Below are 15,333 nucleotides of genomic sequence, written 5' to 3'. Positions count from 1 at the left end.
TTGGCGGCATCTGACACAAAGGAAAGCCCTTGGATCTGATTGGTCTTGTTCCCAGCTTTGGCGGTTTCGTCTGGACCGTGGTGGCCTTTGTCGTGGTGCTGTCGATCATCGTCGCCATTCATGAATACGGCCATTACATCGTGGGCCGCTGGACGGGCATTCATGCCGAGGTGTTCAGTCTTGGCTTTGGTCCAATCCTGTACTCGCGCGTGGACAGCCGTGGAACCAAATGGCAGATCGCTGCGCTGCCGTTCGGCGGCTATGTCAAGTTTCTCGGCGACAGCAATGCTGCCTCGGCCAAGGATGGCGAGGTGATCTCTGGCCTGTCGGATGCCGAGCGGCGGCGCACGATGCATGGCGCACCGCTTTGGGCGCGGTCGCTGACCGTGGCGGCGGGGCCTGCGTTCAATTTCATCAGCGCAGTGCTGATCCTGACAGGGCTTATCCTGTGGTCGGGCGTGTTCAGCGATGACCCGGTGGTCGGCAAAATCTCACCCCAGCCGTTTGAAGGTCAGCAATTGCAGCCGGGCGACCGGATCTTGTCGATCAACGGCGCGGAAACTCCCGATCTGACCCGCCTGATTGCGGTGGCGGCGGATTTGCCTGCCGGGCCAAGCGTGACCTACAGCGTGGACCGGGCAGGGCAGGTGGTGACGTTTGAGGGTCCGCACCCCTTGCCACCAATGGCCTCTGGTGTGCAGCCGCAAAGTGCAGCCTTTGACGCCAAGTTGCAGCCGGGTGATGTCATTTTGGCGGTCGATGGGGCGCCAGTTGCGGTGTTTGCCGAATTGCCCGGAATCGTCGCCGCATCCGAAGGTCGCAGCCTGCGCCTGACGGTCTGGCGTGCAGGTGAGACGTTTGACACCACCTTGACCCCGCGCAAGATGGACCTGCCAAAGGCAGAGGGCGGGTTTGAGACGCGCTGGCTGATCGGTTTGAATGGCGGTTTGGGGTTCGAGCCGGAAACCCGGCATCCGGGAGTGTTTGAGGCTGTCGGGCTTGCGGGCGAGCAGACTTGGCGCATTGCCACTACCTCGCTTTCCGGGCTGTGGCACATGGTTGCCGGCAAGATCTCCAGCTGCAACCTGCGCGGGCCGATCGGCATTGCCGAAAGCTCGGGGGCAGCGGCAAGTCAGGGGTTAGAGACGTTCATCCAGTTCATCGCGCTGCTGTCAGTGGCGGTGGGTCTTATGAACCTGTTCCCGATTCCGGTGCTGGATGGCGGGCATCTGATATTTCACGCCTATGAAGCAGTGACGGGCAAGCCACCTTCGGACCGCGCGTTGCAGGTCATGATGATGGCGGGGCTGGTGGTGTTGCTGTCGCTGATGGTTTTTGCCCTGACGAATGACCTGTTCTGCCCCTGAGTGTCAGGCCTGATTGCCATAATCAGGCCGTATTTTCGCGCTAACGTATCCTTGCATCTGAAGGGGTTATGTCATGCAATTGGTCATGCAAGGGTATCGTGGGCTGTCTTTTCTGGTCTGGCTGAATGCCGACAGGATATTCACGCTGGGTACGGTCATTGTGGGCCTGTTGGCAGGGGCGTTTCTGGGCACCACGCTTATCAATCACTGATCGGGCGACGACCTGACGAGTCAGGTTTTGAACCGTGCCGGGCCAATGGTCTGGCGCGGTTGCTGCATACGGGCCACGCATCGTATTAGTCTTCCCCCTTTGTCTTCCAACGCTTTGACAAGCCCGGCACTTCGGGCTAGTGAAGACACAACAGATTGATGATATGGGGCGTTGTCATGCACGATACAGCGGGTGTCGCAGCGAAAGTTGCACATGGCAAGGCAGGCGTTCGCAAGCGTATCCTGACCGCGCTTTTCCTTTCCACCGCAACGGCTTCGGCGGCGTTCTTCGTGCCCGCTTTCGCGCAGGAGTATGCATTCAGTCAGGTTGTGATTGAAGGCAATCAGCTTGTCGACAATGCGACTATCCTTGGCTTTGCAGGAATCAGGCGCGGACAGTCGCTGTCTCAGGGGCAGTTGAATGATGCGTATCAGGGACTGATCCGGTCGGGGTTGTTCGAAACCGTCGAGATCGTGCCGCAGGGCAATCAGTTGCTGATCCGGGTCAAGGAATACCCGATCGTCAACGTGATCAACTTTGAAGGCAATCGCCGCCTGAAGGACGAAGATCTGGCAAAGATCATTCAGTCACAAGCGCGCAGGGTGTATTCGCCCAGCGTAGCCGAAGCAGATGCCGCCGCGATTGGTGAGGCGTATCGCGCCCGTGGCCGGATCGCCGCCACGGTGACGCCGAAACTGATCCGCCGCAGTGGTGGCCGGGTCGATCTGGCGTTTGAAATAACCGAAGGCCGCGTGACCGAAATCGAGCGCCTGTCTTTCGTCGGCAATCGCTCTTTTAGCGACCGTCGCTTGCGGCAGGTGCTTCAGACCAAGCAAGCGGGGCTTTTGCGTAACATCATCCAGCGCGATACCTTTGTGGCAGAACGACTGGAGTTGGATAAACAGCTGTTGCGCGATTTCTATCTTGCACGCGGCTATGTCGATATTCAGGTGACGGATGCCTCGGGTGAGGTGTCGCGCGAACGCGATGCGGTGTTTGTCAGCTTCTCGATCCGTGAAGGACGGCAATACCGCTTTGGCAACATCACCACGGTTTCCGAAGTCAGCGGTGTCGAGTCGGACGAATTTGCGGCGTTGTCGCGGGTGCGCTCGGGCGTGCCATATTCTCCGCTGGTGGTGGAAAATACCATTGCGCGGATGGAAAATCTTGCGCTGCGCAAGGGCTTGAATTTTGTGCGTGTCGATCCTCGGATCACGCGCAACGACCGCGACGGCACGCTGGATCTGGAATTTGCGTTGGTGCGCGGTGAGCGTGTCTTCGTGGAGCGCATCGACATCGAGGGCAACACTACAACGCTGGATCAGGTGATCCGTCGTCAGTTCCGCAGCGCCGAAGGCGACCCCTTCAACCCGCGTGAAGTGCGCCAGTCAGCCGAACGCATCCGTGCGCTTGGCTTCTTCTCGGACGCGCAGGTTGATGCGCGCCCGGGTTCGGCGTCTGATCAGGTGATCGTTGACGTGAACGTGGAAGAACAGCCCACCGGATCGCTGTCTTTTGGCGCAAGCTATGGTGTGGATGCCGGTATCGGTGTGAATATCGGCTTTTCAGAGCAAAACTTCCTTGGGCGTGGTCAGGCGCTTGCGGTGTCGATCGCAACCGGATCGGACAGCACCAGTTCGGCGATCTCGATCACCGAACCGGCATTTCTGGGGCGTGATCTGTCGCTGTCACTGGGGGCGTTTTACAACATCACCAGCCAGAAGAACGCGATTTACGACACTGCCAATGTGGGCGTCCGGACGGCACTGTCCTTCCCGGTTGGTGATGTAAGCCGGTTGGAGCTGCGCTATCGTCTGTCGAAAGACACGATCAAGAATTATAATGGCAAGGACGTTGACGGCGACGGTACCATAAACCCCCTGACCGAGGTAAACCCAACCCTTGCAGCGGAATCCGCGCGGGATGGGGAGTTCACCTCGGCCATAGGTTATACCTATAGCTACGACACCCGGATTGGCGGGCTTAGCCCGGATCGGGGCATGGTGTTCCGTTTCAGCCAGGATTTTGCGGGCCTTGGCGGCGATACAAAATATCTGTCCTCAGAAGTGCAGGCCTTGGGCGAGCGAAAGATCCTGAACGAAGAAGTTACCCTTCGTGCGATTTTTGAAGCCGGGGCTCTGTCGCCCTTGGGCGGATATAACAGCCGCGTCACCGAGCGGTTCTTTGGTAACGGCAAGATCCGTGGCTTTGAAGGCAACGGCATTGGTCCGCGCGACACGGTTACCGGCGACGCTTTGGGCGGCAACTTCTATGCTGTAGCGCGTTTCGAAGCTGATTTCCCGATCGGCCTGCCCGAAGAATATGGGCTGAGCGGTGGCGTGTTCCTTGACGTGGGTTCGGTCTGGGGGCTGAAAGGCAATGTGGTTGACGCTTTGGGCGCACCAATTGACACCGGGTTCAACCCGCGTGCTGCGGTTGGGGTTTCCGTGCTGTGGGATGCACCAATCGGGCCGTTGCGCTTCAACTTCTCGCGCGCGTTGAAAAAAGAAGCCTACGATAAAGAACAGAAGTTCGATCTTACGATCTCGACTCAGTTCTGATGTTTCGGGCGGCTTTGCGCGTTGCTGCGTTTGGTATCGGGGCGGCTGTCGCGGCCCCGATGATGACCCCGGTTTTTGCGCAAGACGGCATGATACCGTCTGCCGTTGTCACGCTTGACCGGATCCGTCTGTTCGAGGATTCTCTGGTCGGGCGCGCTATCTTGCAACAGGTAGAGGCTGCCTCGGCGGATCTGATCGCCGAAAACCGTCGGCTTGAGGCCGCATTGGAAGCTGAAGAGCGCGCCTTGACCGAGCGTCGGGCCAATCTTCCAACCGATGAATTTCGCGAACTGGCCCGTGAGTTTGACACCAGGGTCGAGGAGTTGCGCGTGGCGCAAGAGGCAAAAAGCCGTGCGCTTACCCGCGCTCGCGATGCCGAGCAGCAACGGTTCTTTGAAGCCGCCGTTCCCGTTCTGGCCGAGTTGATGCAGGATCTGGGCGCGGTGGCCATCATCGACCGTTCTGCGGTGATCCTGAGCTTTGACCGTATCGACATCACCGATCAGGCGATTGCGCGGCTGGATGCGGAACTGGGGCAAGACGTTCTGTTGGAACCCGTGCCCGAACCTGAATCTGGGCCCGAATCTGGGCCAGCCGATGATCCGGCCTCGCCTGCACCCGTGCCCGCGCAACCCTGACCGGGACCCGTGGCGGCTTTGTCAGGTGCAACGCCTTGCCCCGCAGCGTTTCACTTGTTAGCAAAGCCAGAAGCGCCGCGAAGTCGGTACATAATTTTCAGACGGGGATCGTGAATGACCGACACACCAGCAACCATGGGCCAGACTGCCGACATCGCGTTGATCCAGCGCATCTTGCCGCATCGTTACCCGTTTTTGCTGGTCGATAAGGTCGTCGATATTCACGTCAACCAAAGCTGCGTCGGCATCAAATGCGTGACCATGAACGAACCGCAGTTCACCGGGCACTTTCCGGGCGTGCCGATTTTCCCTGGTGTCATGATCATCGAGGCCATGGCACAGACCAGTGGCATTCTGGTCGGCCTGTCGATGGATCTGGTCGACAAAAACGCCAATGTGTTTTTCATGGGCGTTGATGGCGTGAAGTTCCGCCGCAAAGTCGTTCCGGGTGATGTGCTGGAACTGCATGTGCGCGCGCTGCGCGGTGGCGGCCGGGTCTGGAAGTTTGAGGGCCGCGCCATGGTCGGGGACGAGCTGGCCTGCGAGGCCGAGTTTACCGCGATGTTCGACGTGCCGAAAAAGGCCTGACGCATGACCATTGATCCCACCGCCCGCATTCATTCCATGGCCGTGGTAGAGCCGGGTGCCGTGATTGGTGCCGGGGTCGAAATTGGTCCCTTTGCGGTGATCGGGGCCGAAGTGACTTTGGCGCCGGGTGTGGTGGTGAAATCGCATGCCGTGGTCACAGGCTGGACAGAAGTGGGCGCGGATACCGTGATCTACCCCTTTGCCTGTGTGGGCGAGGTACCGCAGGATCTGAAGTTCAAGGGCGAACGCACGCGGTTGATTGTGGGCGCACGCTGCAAGATCCGTGAAGGCGCCACGCTGAACACCGGCACTGAAGGTGGCGGCGGGGTGACAACGGTGGGCGATGATTGCCTGCTGATGACCGGCGCGCACGTTGGTCATGACGCCACCATGGGCAACCGTGTGATCCTTGCCAATCAGGCGGCAATTGCCGGGCATTGCCAGATTGGCGATGATGTGATCGTCGGCGGCCTGTCGGGGGTGCATCAATGGGTGCGCGTGGGGCGCGGCGCGATCATCGGCGCGGTGACCATGGTCACCAATGATGTGCTGCCGCATGGTCTGGTGCAGGGCCCGCGCGGGGTGCTGGACGGGCTGAACCTTGTGGGGCTGAAACGGCGCGGGGTAGAACGGTCAGAGATCACCGCTCTGCGCGCCGCCTATCAGATGCTGGCGCAGGGAGAAGGGTCTTTCCTTGACCGGGCCCGGCGGCTGGCGGAAGAATCCGAAAGCGCGCATGTGCAAGAGATGACCGACTTTATCCTCTCGGCCAGCGACCGCAGCTTTCTGACCCCGAAATGAGCCGGACAGCTGTGATTGCCGGGGCCGGGCGTCTGCCTGCTGCTGTGGCGCAGGCGCTGGATGCGCCTTTGGTTTGCGCGCTGGACGGGTTCACGCCCGAAGGGTTGACGCCGGATATGGTGTTCCGGGTGGAACGGCTGGTGCCGTTCTTTCATGCGCTGGAAGATGCCGGGGTTACCACTGTCACCTTTGCCGGGGCGGTGCAGCGGCCAAGGCTGGACCCGGCGCTGTTTGATGCCGCAACCGCCGCACTGGTGCCGCGCCTGATGGGGGCGATGGCGCAGGGCGATGACGCCACTTTGCGCGCGGTGATCCTGTTGTTTGAAGAAGCGGGCTTTGCGGTGCAGGGCACAGCGCAGATCGCGCCGGATCTGGTGCCTGGTGCGGGGGTGCTGTGCGGGGCTGTGACTGCGCAGGACGAAGCCGATGCCGCGCGGGCAGAGGCGATTGTGGCGGCGCTTGGTGCGGTTGATGTCGGGCAGGGCTGTGTGGTGGCGCAAGGCTTGTGTCTGGCAGTTGAGGCTTTGCCGGGGACCGATGCGATGCTGAGCGGGCTGGTGGCGGTACCCGCAGCTTTGCGGCCGTTGGGCACGCGCGGGCTGTTCTACAAAGCCTCAAAGCCGGGGCAGGATTTGCGTGTTGATCTGCCTGTCATCGGGCCCGGTACGGTGGCGCGGGTGGCCGGGGCTGGGCTTGGCGGCATAGCGTGGCAGGCGGGTGGCGTGATCTGTCTGGACCGTGACGCGATGATCACGGCGGCCAATGATGCGGGCCTGTTCTTGTGGGCGCGCTGACGCTGTTTGTGATCGCGGGCGAGCCGTCGGGCGACCGTCTGGGCGCGGCCTTGATGGTGGGGCTGAAGACGCTGTCGCCGGGGGTGACGTTCCAGGGCATTGGCGGGCCGTTGATGCAGGCCGAAGGCTTGGAAAGCCTGTTTCCGATGGAAGAGCTTTCGGTGATGGGTCTGGTCGAGGTGCTGCCAAAGTATTTTGCGCTCAAACGCCGGATCGCGCAGGCGGCGCAGGCGATGCTGGACTCGGGCGCGCAGGCACTTGTCACCATCGACAGCCCTGATTTTTGCTTGCGCGTGGCGGCGATCGTGAAAGTGGCGCGACCCAAGACGCCGGTGATCCATTATGTGGCCCCCTCGGTCTGGGCTTGGCGTCCGGGGCGGGCGGCCAGAATGGCGCGCGTGGTCGATCATGTGCTGGCGCTGTTGCCGTTCGAGCCACCGCTGATGACCGCGGCGGGCATGACCTGTGATTTCGTCGGGCATCCGGTGGTGGCAGAGCCTTTGGCAACACCGTCAGAGCGTGCGCTGATTGCAGGGGATGGACCGCTGATCCTTGCGCTGCCAGGGTCGCGCAAGGGTGAGGTTGCGCGGCTGGCTCCGGTGCTGGGGCAGGTGGTGGCGCGGATACGCGCGGTGCATCCGACTGCCCGCGTGGCGCTGCCGACGGTGCGAGGCGTGGCGGGTCTGGTGCGTGAACTGACCGCCGATTGGGCAATCGCGCCGCACATCATTCAGGATGCCGCCACCAAACGCGCGGCCTTTGCAGCGGCAGATGTGGCCATTGCGGCCTCTGGCACGGTCAGTCTGGAACTTGCGGCGAATGATTGCCCGATGGTGATCGCCTATGACATGAACCCGCTAACCTTGTGGCTGATGCGAAGGGCGGCGCTTATCGACACGGTCACGTTGGTCAATCTGGTGTCGGATACCCGCGTGGTGCCGGAATTCATCGGCCCCGACTGCCGCGCCGACCGGATCGCCCCTGCGGTGCTTGCGTTGCTGCAAGACGGCGGCGCGTCGCAGCGCGCGGCGATGCAGGTCACGATGGAGCGTCTGGGCCGTGGCGGGCCAGCCCCCGGTCTGCGGGCGGCGCAATCGGTGCTGGACCATCTGCGCCGCTAAGTGTCATTTTTCGCGCTGACCGGGGTCAGCCCTCGCGCTGACCGGGGTCAGCCTTCGCGCTGACCGGCGACGATTTGGCGCATGCCTTGCAGCGGGACATAGCCACGCACCATCGTCTCATCAATGACGAAAGTGGGCGTGCCGTTGATCTCCATCATGCTGCCAAGCGCGTGGTTGACGTCAATCACCGACTGCACCTCGGGCGCGGCCATGCGTTCGATGATGGGTGACGGGTCATGGCCAAGATCGGACGCGAGCCGGGTCAGAGTCTCGGGCGAGATTTCACCGCGAAACGCGATCAGCGCATCATGGGCGGCCTTATAGGCGTCATCTCCATGCAACTGGCGCAAGGCGATGGCGAATTGCGACGACAGCATAGACTGTTCGCCAAGGATCGGAAATTCCTTCAGCACCAACCGGATATTGCCATCCGATTTCACCAGTTCAGCCACTTCGTCATGCGCCTTGCGGCAATAGCCGCAGCGGTAATCGACGAACTCCACAATTGTCAGATCTGCTTCAAGATTGCCGCCCGCCCACGAGTTCGGGTCGCGGTAAATCAGATCGGCATTGTCACGCAGCATGGCCAGATCGCGCTGTGCTGCGTTTTGTTCCTGCTTGCCTTGCAAGACCTCCATCGCTTCGACCAGCACTTCGGGTTCTTCCAGCAGAAAGGCGCGCACTTCGGCCCGGAACGCTTCACGCTCGGCTGGCGTCATCTCGGCCAGTGCGGCAGTGGAGGTCATCATCATGGCGGTGATGCCGAACAGGGTTCTCAGGATCATGGATCGTCTCTGATAAGGTGCGGCGGATGTTCGGCGCAGGTGTTTGAACGGGGTCGGGCTTGACCTTGCCCCGCGAACCGGGACTATCGCGCGAACCATAGAGGGGGCAGCATGAAAAGTTCAAGTCGGGGCGCGGTTGATCCCTTTATTGTGATGGATGTGATGGAAGAAGCACGCAGGTTGGAAGCAGCCGGGCGGTCGATCATTCATATGGAGGTGGGTCAACCCGGCACCCCGGCACCAGAGGCGGCACGCGAAGCGCTGGCACAGGCGATGGCGACGGGCTCTTTGGGCTATACCGTGGCACTGGGGTTGCCGGAATTGCGGTCCGGCATCGCGGCCCTGTATCGGCGCTGGTATGGGGTGGATCTGGACCCCGCGCGGGTGGTGGTGACATCGGGATCATCTGCGGCGTTCTTGCTGGCGTTTACCGCGCTGTTTGAAGCAGGCGACCGGGTGGGACTGGGCGAGCCGGGATATCCGAGTTATCGCCAGATATTGCGGGCGCTGTCCTTGCGCCCGGTGGGGATACCGACGCAGGTGGAAAATCGTCTGCAACCGGTGCCCGCTGATCTGGAGAGTGTGGAGATGGCCGGGCTGATCGTCGCCTCGCCCAGCAACCCGACCGGCACGATGCTGGATCATGCGGCGATGACGGCGCTGATCAGCCATTGCGCGGGGCGGGGGATTTCTTTCGTCTCGGATGAGATTTACCACGGGCTGCACTATGGGGCGCGGGCGGTATCGGCGCTGGAAATCACCGATGACTGCTATGTGATCAACTCGTTTTCCAAGTATTTCAGCATGACCGGCTGGCGGGTGGGCTGGATGGTGGTGCCTGAAGACCACATTCGCACGGTGGAACGGCTGGCGCAGAACATGTTCATTTGCCCGCCCCATGCCAGCCAGATTGTCGCATTGGCAGCACTGGGGTGTATTGATGAGTTGGAGGCAAACCGGACGACCTATGCGAAGAATCGGCAGCTGATGCTGGAGGGCTTGCCCCTGGCCGGGTTCACCAAGATCGCGCCGCCGGACGGGGCGTTCTATGTCTATGCCGATGTGTCGGACCTGACCGGCGACAGTCTTGCCTTCGCGCGCGAGATTTTGCACGAAGCCGGGGTGGCAGTGACGCCGGGGCTGGATTTTGACCCTGTGCGCGGGCGGCAGACTTTGCGCTTTTCCTATGCGCGGGCGACAGGCGATATTATTGAGGGGCTGGCGCGGTTGCGGGCGTTCATGGCTTTACGCCCTGACGGGAACGTGAGGTGACGCAGTGCGCCTCCGGCGGGGTTATTTAAGAACAGAAAATGGATGGGGCGTGGTGATGCGGTTGTTTGTGCTGGTGCTTTTTCTGTTGCTGGGGCCGTTGGGCGCTTGGGCGCAGGACTTGTCGGCGTTGGCGCGGCTGGTGCCGGAGCGGTCTTTTGTGCACGATCAACGGGGGGGGGTTGCGGTTGAGTTCGCCCTGAGCCAGCCGGTGCCGTGGCGGGTGCGGGTGCTGGATGAGCCGCCACGCCTGGTGCTGGACATGCGCGAGGTGGACTGGACGGGGTTGGCTGCCGTGGATCAGGCCAGTGATGCGATTGTCGGGATACGCGCCGGTGTGGTGCGGCAGGGCTGGTCGCGGCTGGTGATGGAGCTGTCGGGGCCCTATCTGGTGTCTCGGGCAGATATGGTGACCGTGGATTCGGGGGCAAAGGTGCGTTTGCGTCTGGCCCCCGCAGCGGGGCCGGAGTTTGCGGCGCTGGCCGCCTTGCCGGAGCCTGCGGACTGGGCCTTGCCAGCGGTTGCCGATCTGCCAAAGCCTGTCCCGCGCGGGGCCGGTCCGCTGGTGGTGGTGCTGGACCCCGGCCATGGCGGCCTTGATCCGGGGGCAGAGCGCGACGGCTATACCGAAGCCGGGCTGATGCTGACATTCGCGCGTGAGTTGAAGGATTTACTGCTGCGCGACGGCGATTTTCTGGTAATCCTGACGCGCGAGGAGGATGATTTCGTGCCGCTGGAGGCGCGCATCTCTATTGCGCGGGCGGCGGGAGCGCATGTGTTCTTGTCGCTTCATGCCGATGCGATTGCGGAAGGCGAGGCGGTGGGCGCCACGATCTATTCTCTGGCCGAGGAGGCCAGTGATGCGGCGTCACAGGCGTTGGCCGAGCGCCATGACCGGGCCGATCTGTTGTCAGGCGTTGATCTGACCGCGCAGGATGATCTGGTGGCGACGGTGTTGATGGATATGGCGCGCACCGAGACCGGGCCAAGGATAGAGCGACTGGCTTTGGCGCTGGAAGGCGCTATCAAAGGCGCGGGGCTGCGGATGCACCGGCACCCGCGCCAGACCGCAGGATTTTCGGTGCTGAAATCGCCTGATATTCCGTCAGTGCTGATAGAGTTGGGCTTCATGTCTTCGGCCCGCGATCTGGCGCGGCTGATTGATCCCGAATGGCGGACAAAAATGGCGGTTGCCTTGCGCGACGGGCTGAAACTCTGGGCAGGTGAGGATGCAGCGCTGCAAGCTTTGAAGCGCTGATCCGTCTGCGAACAACTTGCACGCGCAGACGCGTGCGGGGGCTGGTGACGTTTGCGCGAGCCGGCGCTTGTGCCGGGGCGTTCGTTTTGACCGGGGCGGCCTTGGCATGTATAAGGCGCGCAGAAGATACGGGAGTTATCGGTTGATCCGCTTTATAGGCTCATTCTTTGGTGGGATATTCACTATGATCACGATGGGGTTGCTGTTTGCAGCCCTGTCGGTTGGTGCGATTTTCTATATGTATTCCCGTGACTTGCCGAGCCACGAGCGCCTGGCGCAATACACGCCGCCCACGATCAGCCGAATCTATTCCGGTGAGGGGCAGATCATTGATGAATTTGCCAAGGAACGGCGGCTGTTCGTGGCGGTTGAGGAAATTCCAGATCTGGTTAAACAGGCGTTCATTAGCGCCGAGGACAAGAATTTCTACACCCACAGTGGCTATGATGTGACGGGCATGGCATCGGCCTTGCGCGATGCGGTGGTCAGCCGGGGCGAAAACCTGCGCGGGGCGTCGACCATCACCCAGCAGGTGATGAAGAACTTTCTTCTGTCGAGCGACAAGACCGGTGAGCGCAAGATCAAGGAGTTGATCCTTGCCAGCCGGTTGGAGGAAACGCTGAGCAAGGACAAGATTCTTGAGCTATACATGAACGAGATCTTCCTTGGGCAGAACAGCTATGGCGTCGCCGCAGCGTCGCAGACCTATTTCAACAAGCCGCTGACTGATCTGGCCCCGCATGAGGCCGCCATGCTGGCCTCGATGCCGCAGGCTCCCAGCCAATACCACCCTGTTCGCGCCAAGGAGCGCGTGACGCAACGCCGGAATTATGTGCTGCGCGAGATGTGGCAGAACGGCTATATTGATCAGGCCACCTATGATGCAGAGCGGGTTTTGCCGTTGAAATCTGTGCAGAACGGCGATTTTCCGGCGTTCCGCGATGCTTTGCCGCCGCGCGATTACTTTACCGATGAAATCCGTCGCCAGCTGTCGGGCACCTTTGGCGAAGAGGAGTTCTTTGGCGGGGGCCTGTCGATCCGCGCGACCGCTGACCCGGAATTGCAGGATGCCGCAGCTGCTGCCTTGCGTCGGGGGCTGGAGCGTTATGACCGGGGGCAGGGCGTCTGGCGTGGCACGGGCAAGACGGTGCCGGTCGATCAGCTGACATCCGAGGAAAACTGGCGCACGGCTTTGGCCGAGGTGGAGGTGCCGCGCGATGTGGACGGCTGGTTCCCTGCGGTGGTGCTGGAAACCGGCGAGCGCGCGGCGCGGATCGGGATTGAGGGCCAGCCAGAAGACGCAGATGGCCATTTCATCCCCGCCGATGACGTGACATGGGCGCGCAAGCGGCAGGAAAACGGGCGCCTGGGGCCAAGGGCGCAGCGGGCCAGCGATCTGGTCTCGGTGGGCGATGTGGTGCTGGTGCGCGCGGTGACCAAGGATGGTGACGGCAGCTTTGTGCGCTGGTCGTTGCGGCAGGTGCCAGAGGTGCAGGGCGGGTTCATGGCGATGGACGTTGTGACCGGGCGCGTTCTGGCGATGCAGGGTGGCTTTTCGTATCAGGACTCGGTGTTCAACCGGGCCACACAGGCCACGCGCCAGCCCGGCTCCAGCTTCAAGCCGTTTGTCTATGCGGCAGCGCTGGATTCTGGTTTTACCCCCGCCACAATCGTGGTTGACGCGCCGATTGAGGTGAACACGCCGCAAGGTCTGTGGCGGCCCAAGAACGCGTCGAACAAGTTCTACGGCCCCACCACGATCCGCACCGGGATCGAGCAGTCGCGCAACCTGATGACGGTGCGGATTGCCGAGGAAATCGGCATGGATACCGTGGCAGGCTATGCCGAACGCTTTGGGGTCTATGACCGGATGAACGCGTTTTTGGCAAACTCGCTCGGGTCACAGGAAACCACGCTGTTCAAGATGGTGGCGGCGTATGCCATGTTCGCCAATGGCGGCGAGCGGGTAGAGCCAACCCTCGTGGACCGGGTGCAGGACCGATATGGCCGCACTGTCTATCGCCACGACCAGCGGATCTGCGAAGATTGCCAGCTTGCCAGCCTGAACCCCGGCGACGCCTTGCGCCTGACGTCAAAGCGCGAACGGGTGATGGATGCGATCACCGCCTATCAGCTGACCTCGATGATGGAGGGTGTGGTCAAACGCGGCACCGCACGGGGGATTAACCTGCCAGTGCCGGTGGCGGGCAAGACCGGAACGACCAATGACGCCAAGGACGTGTGGTTTGTCGGATATACCAGCAACATCGTGGCTGGATGCTACATCGGCTATGACCAGCCACGCACCATGAATGGTGCGTCGGGCGGGGGATTCTGCGGCCCGGTGTTTGAACAGTTCATGCGCACGGCGATCAAGAAATACGGCGGCGCCAAGTTCAAAGTGCCACCGGGGGGCTATTTTATCAACATCGACCGCTTCAGCGGCGCACGTCTTGGCGATGGGGCCAAGGGCGACAATGTGGTGGCCGAATACTTCCGTGAAGGCGAAGAGCCGATCTTTGGTCTGGGCGCGATGGTGGATGGTGGCTTCCAGATGGGGGGCAACCTGCCGTTGTTCGCTTATGGCGAGACCGACCGGGGCGGCAGTGCTGCAACAGTAACCACGGCCACGGGCGAGCGCAAATCGGTGCCGGCCAAGGCCGATTTTGGCACGCTCAGTTCGGGCGGATTGTATTAACCAGCAAGCGGGGCGCGGCTGCGGCAGGGGCGGACCCTTGCCGCGCCGCGCCCTTTTCGCTATGTGCCGGGCATCAGCCCGAAGGATCAAGACCCATGCGCGCCGAGACGCAGAACAATATTGCCGCCGTTGAGAAATCGCTCAAGCTTCTGTCCCAGCGGATGGACCGGGAAACCGCGCCGCATCGGTTGGAAGAATTCAACGCGATGATCGAAGATCCGAACCTGTGGAACGATCCGGCCAAGGCGCAAAAGCTGATGAAAGAGCGTCAGGCGTTGATGGAGTCGATTTCGACCTATGACCTGATCTCATCGGGGCTGAGCGACAACGTCGAGCTGATCGAAATGGGGGAGGCCGAGGGTGACGCCGAGATCGTGACCGAGGCCGAGACCGCCTTACGCGATCTGACCAAGCTGGCTGCCGCCAAAGAACTGGAGGCGCTGCTGGATGGTGAGGCCGACAGCAATGATACGTTCCTGGAGGTCAACGCAGGCGCTGGTGGCACAGAATCTTGTGACTGGGCGTCGATGCTGGCGCGGATGTATGTCCGTTGGGCCGAGAAAAAGGGCTACAAGGTTGAGATGCAGTCCGAAACCGCTGGCGAAGAAGCGGGCATCCGGTCGGTGTCTTACAAGATTTCCGGCCACAATGCCTATGGCTGGCTGAAGTCGGAATCGGGTGTGCATCGTCTTGTGCGGATCAGCCCCTATGACAGCGCCGCACGTCGTCACACGTCTTTTTCGTCGGTCTGGGTCTACCCGGTGGTGGATGAGAATATCGAGATCGACATTCCCGACCGCGATATTCGCATCGATACCTATCGGTCATCCGGTGCGGGCGGGCAGCACGTCAACACCACCGACTCGGCGGTGCGGATCACCCACTTGCCGACCAATATCGTGGTCACCTCCAGCATGAAGTCGCAGCACCAGAACCGGGAAATCTGTATGAACGCGTTGCGCTCGCGCTTGTATCAGATTGAGCTGGACAAGCGGAACGCCGCGATCAACGCGGCTTATGACAATAAGGGCGAGGCGGGCTGGGGCAACCAGATCCGGTCTTATGTCCTGCAGCCCTACCAGATGGTCAAAGACCTGCGCACCAGTGTTGAGACGTCAGACACCAGTGGCGTGCTGGATGGCGACCTCGATCAGTTCATGGCCGCCACGCTGGCGCTGGATGTGTCGGGCAAAAGCCGCGCCGAGGCTAATGCTGAATAAGCCTGCGGATATATTCCAAAGC

At 61.5% G+C, this 15,333-nt stretch carries 13 protein-coding genes; 12 read left to right on the top strand and 1 reads right to left on the bottom strand.

All coding sequences use genetic code 11. The features are described 5' to 3' along the window. The first annotated feature begins 29 nt into the window (after positions 1 to 29). The 8 genes from rseP to lpxB all read left to right on the top strand — a co-directional run bounded on the left by rseP (position 30) and on the right by lpxB (position 8,081). On the top strand, positions 30 to 1,367 hold the full coding sequence (gene rseP, locus Q8K08_RS17800; RefSeq protein WP_304800032.1) for an RIP metalloprotease RseP: 1,338 nt from the start codon (positions 30 to 32) through the stop codon (positions 1,365 to 1,367). Between the two features lie 73 nt (positions 1,368 to 1,440). Beyond that, positions 1,441 to 1,578: a hypothetical protein gene (locus Q8K08_RS17795; protein WP_304800030.1), complete on the top strand. Its 138-nt coding sequence runs from the start codon at positions 1,441 to 1,443 to the stop codon at positions 1,576 to 1,578. 176 nt (positions 1,579 to 1,754) lie between these two features. Further along, complete coding sequence (gene bamA, locus Q8K08_RS17790; protein WP_305250993.1) at positions 1,755 to 4,139, top strand: outer membrane protein assembly factor BamA; 2,385 nt, start codon at positions 1,755 to 1,757, stop codon at positions 4,137 to 4,139. Beyond that, on the top strand, positions 4,139 to 4,777 hold the full coding sequence (locus tag Q8K08_RS17785; protein WP_305250992.1) for an OmpH family outer membrane protein: 639 nt from the start codon (positions 4,139 to 4,141) through the stop codon (positions 4,775 to 4,777). Before bamA ends, Q8K08_RS17785 begins: the two co-directional genes overlap by 1 nt. Positions 4,778 to 4,891: 114 nt before the next feature. After that, positions 4,892 to 5,365 carry a 3-hydroxyacyl-ACP dehydratase FabZ gene (fabZ, locus tag Q8K08_RS17780; protein ID WP_304800024.1) on the top strand — a complete coding sequence of 158 codons (474 nt, stop codon included), beginning with the start codon at positions 4,892 to 4,894 and terminating at the stop codon, positions 5,363 to 5,365. Positions 5,366 to 5,368: 3 nt separating this feature from the next. After that, positions 5,369 to 6,166 (top strand): acyl-ACP--UDP-N-acetylglucosamine O-acyltransferase, encoded by a 798-nt coding sequence (gene lpxA, locus Q8K08_RS17775; RefSeq protein WP_304800022.1) that lies wholly within the window; start codon positions 5,369 to 5,371, stop codon positions 6,164 to 6,166. After that, entirely contained in the window at positions 6,163 to 6,960 is a 798-nt protein-coding gene (locus Q8K08_RS17770) for an LpxI family protein (protein ID WP_304800020.1), read from the top strand. The genes lpxA and Q8K08_RS17770 overlap by 4 nt, the downstream gene beginning before the upstream one ends. Beyond that, positions 6,957 to 8,081, top strand: coding sequence for a lipid-A-disaccharide synthase (gene lpxB, locus Q8K08_RS17765; RefSeq protein ID WP_305251095.1), 1,125 nt, complete (start codon positions 6,957 to 6,959; stop codon positions 8,079 to 8,081). Before Q8K08_RS17770 ends, lpxB begins: the two co-directional genes overlap by 4 nt. 47 nt (positions 8,082 to 8,128) lie before the next feature. Here lpxB and Q8K08_RS17760 read toward each other — a convergent pair whose 3' ends face one another. Beyond that, positions 8,129 to 8,866, bottom strand: a complete 738-nt coding sequence (locus tag Q8K08_RS17760) for a DsbA family protein (protein ID WP_304800018.1) — start codon at positions 8,864 to 8,866, stop codon at positions 8,129 to 8,131. Positions 8,867 to 8,977: 111 nt separating this feature from the next. Between Q8K08_RS17760 and Q8K08_RS17755 the strand changes: the two genes are divergently transcribed. The 4 genes from Q8K08_RS17755 (at position 8,978) to prfB (ending at position 15,311) form a co-directional block, all read left to right on the top strand. Continuing rightward, positions 8,978 to 10,138, top strand: a complete 1,161-nt coding sequence (locus Q8K08_RS17755) for a pyridoxal phosphate-dependent aminotransferase (RefSeq protein WP_305250989.1) — start codon at positions 8,978 to 8,980, stop codon at positions 10,136 to 10,138. Between the two features lie 55 nt (positions 10,139 to 10,193). Further along, entirely contained in the window at positions 10,194 to 11,393 is a 1,200-nt protein-coding gene (locus tag Q8K08_RS17750) for an N-acetylmuramoyl-L-alanine amidase (protein WP_304800013.1), read from the top strand. Positions 11,394 to 11,535: 142 nt separating this feature from the next. Continuing rightward, positions 11,536 to 14,091 carry a penicillin-binding protein 1A gene (locus Q8K08_RS17745; RefSeq protein WP_305250987.1) on the top strand — a complete coding sequence of 852 codons (2,556 nt, stop codon included), beginning with the start codon at positions 11,536 to 11,538 and terminating at the stop codon, positions 14,089 to 14,091. Positions 14,092 to 14,186: 95 nt separating this feature from the next. Continuing rightward, the gene (gene prfB / locus Q8K08_RS17740; protein WP_305250985.1) at positions 14,187 to 15,311 is read left to right on the top strand and encodes a peptide chain release factor 2; all 1,125 of its coding nucleotides are present in this window, start codon (positions 14,187 to 14,189) and stop codon (positions 15,309 to 15,311) included. Positions 15,312 to 15,333 lie beyond the last annotated feature (22 nt).

Origin of the sequence: Pseudotabrizicola sp. (genome assembly GCF_030684215.1) — a bacterium.
In the GTDB taxonomy this organism is placed as follows: domain Bacteria; phylum Pseudomonadota; class Alphaproteobacteria; order Rhodobacterales; family Rhodobacteraceae; genus Pseudotabrizicola.
The sequence above is the reverse complement of the archived record's forward strand: the minus strand, read 5'-3'. Positions and strand labels throughout refer to the sequence as shown.

What these genes read in the sequence shown, in the direction of transcription:
- Q8K08_RS17795 (WP_304800030.1), top strand. Translation starts at nt 1,441, where the DNA reads ATGCAATTGGTCATGCAAGGGTATCGTGGGCTGTCTTTTCTGGTCTGG.
- bamA (WP_305250993.1), top strand. Translation starts at nt 1,755, where the DNA reads ATGCACGATACAGCGGGTGTCGCAGCGAAAGTTGCACATGGCAAGGCA.
- Q8K08_RS17785 (WP_305250992.1), top strand. Translation starts at nt 4,139, where the DNA reads ATGTTTCGGGCGGCTTTGCGCGTTGCTGCGTTTGGTATCGGGGCGGCT.
- fabZ (WP_304800024.1), top strand. Translation starts at nt 4,892, where the DNA reads ATGACCGACACACCAGCAACCATGGGCCAGACTGCCGACATCGCGTTG.
- lpxA (WP_304800022.1), top strand. Translation starts at nt 5,369, where the DNA reads ATGACCATTGATCCCACCGCCCGCATTCATTCCATGGCCGTGGTAGAG.
- Q8K08_RS17770 (WP_304800020.1), top strand. Translation starts at nt 6,163, where the DNA reads ATGAGCCGGACAGCTGTGATTGCCGGGGCCGGGCGTCTGCCTGCTGCT.
- Q8K08_RS17760 (WP_304800018.1), bottom strand. Translation starts at nt 8,866, where the DNA reads ATGATCCTGAGAACCCTGTTCGGCATCACCGCCATGATGATGACCTCC.
- Q8K08_RS17755 (WP_305250989.1), top strand. Translation starts at nt 8,978, where the DNA reads ATGAAAAGTTCAAGTCGGGGCGCGGTTGATCCCTTTATTGTGATGGAT.
- Q8K08_RS17750 (WP_304800013.1), top strand. Translation starts at nt 10,194, where the DNA reads ATGCGGTTGTTTGTGCTGGTGCTTTTTCTGTTGCTGGGGCCGTTGGGC.
- prfB (WP_305250985.1), top strand. Translation starts at nt 14,187, where the DNA reads ATGCGCGCCGAGACGCAGAACAATATTGCCGCCGTTGAGAAATCGCTC.